Genomic DNA, 1,168 nt, shown 5'->3' on the forward strand with positions numbered 1-1,168 from the left:
CCACTTTTGTGGGGCTTTTTTTATGGAGCGTCAGATGAGAAAGATATCGAAAGAAGGATTAGAGCTTATCAAACAATGGGAAGGTTTGCGTTTAGAGGCATATAGAGACACGGCATGTATCTGGACGATTGGTTATGGTCACACCAGCAATGCGGGTCACCCCCTTGTCAAAAAAGGCATGTGTATTAGCCAAAAGCAAGCGGAAGAAATCCTTTGTGAAGACTTAAAGCAATTTGAGCAGACGGTAGAGGAATCGGTGACGGTTTCGTTAACGGATTGCCAATTCGCGGCATTGGTCTCATTTTGCTATAATGTAGGAACAGCTGCTTTTCGCAAGTCAACCTTGTTGAAGAAGCTTAATCAAGGGGATTATGAAGCCGTACCCTTAGAATTACAGAAATGGAATAAGGTCGGTGGGAAGCCTCTTGCGGGTTTAGCCAACCGTCGAGCAGCAGAAGCGGGATTATGGGTAAAAGGGGCTTATGTTTCTTCGAATTATCAAAGGGTAGAAACGAAAACAGCAAGCGGTCTTTTAAAGATAGAAGCACTTGCCCCGATTATAGGGTCTTGTTCGGGGTTTGGAGGCTTGTTGGTTGGCAATGGTCCGGTGCAATGGGCTTTAGCAGGCATCATGGTTTTAGCGGCTGTAACGGGCATAGTGATTGTCGCCAAGCGGTTTGGGGAGCAACGCTTATGATTTTTTGGCTAAAGAAATATTCTCTTATGTTTACAGCGGCTTTAGCCGTTTTTTTTATGGCTTTAGCCAAGGCGTTTCAGCTTGGCAAGCAAAGCGAACGGCAAAAGCAAACAGAGAATGCTTTAAAGACAGCAACAACCCGTCTTGAGGTAGAAAATGAAGTTAATCAAAAAAGTGATGGTGGTGTGCGCTCTGAACTTTCTCGTTGGGTGCGCGGCAAATAGGTCTGTTTCTTGTGGTGGCTGGTTGCCCATTTATTTGGATAATAAGGATGTTGCGGTCATCAGTTCCAACCTTGCAAGAGATATTTTGAAGCATAACAAGCAGGGAGCCCATTTATGTGGTTGGAAAGATGGTCAAGAAACGAAGCAGCAAAGATAAAGGTCTTACAGAAACAGAACAACAGCTCCTTCACGAGATGATAGAGACCTATCAAGGCTTAAAGATGATGTCACGCATCATGAAATTGAT

Annotated in this window: 2 protein-coding genes; both read left to right on the forward strand. The window is 44.3% G+C overall.

The window, feature by feature from the left end:
- Positions 1-34 precede the first annotated feature (34 nt).
- A complete protein-coding gene (locus tag ACFINR_RS09365; RefSeq protein WP_375651361.1) occupies positions 35-697 on the forward strand; it encodes a lysozyme in 663 nt (220 codons plus the stop codon).
- A complete protein-coding gene (locus ACFINR_RS09370; RefSeq protein ID WP_375630758.1) occupies positions 694-921 on the forward strand; it encodes a hypothetical protein in 228 nt (75 codons plus the stop codon). The genes ACFINR_RS09365 and ACFINR_RS09370 overlap by 4 nt, the downstream gene beginning before the upstream one ends.
- The last annotated feature ends 247 nt before the right edge of the window (positions 922-1,168 follow it).

The organism is Bartonella sp. AP19HLJMH (assembly GCF_042196245.1).
Taxonomy (GTDB): Bacteria; Pseudomonadota; Alphaproteobacteria; order Rhizobiales; family Rhizobiaceae; genus Bartonella.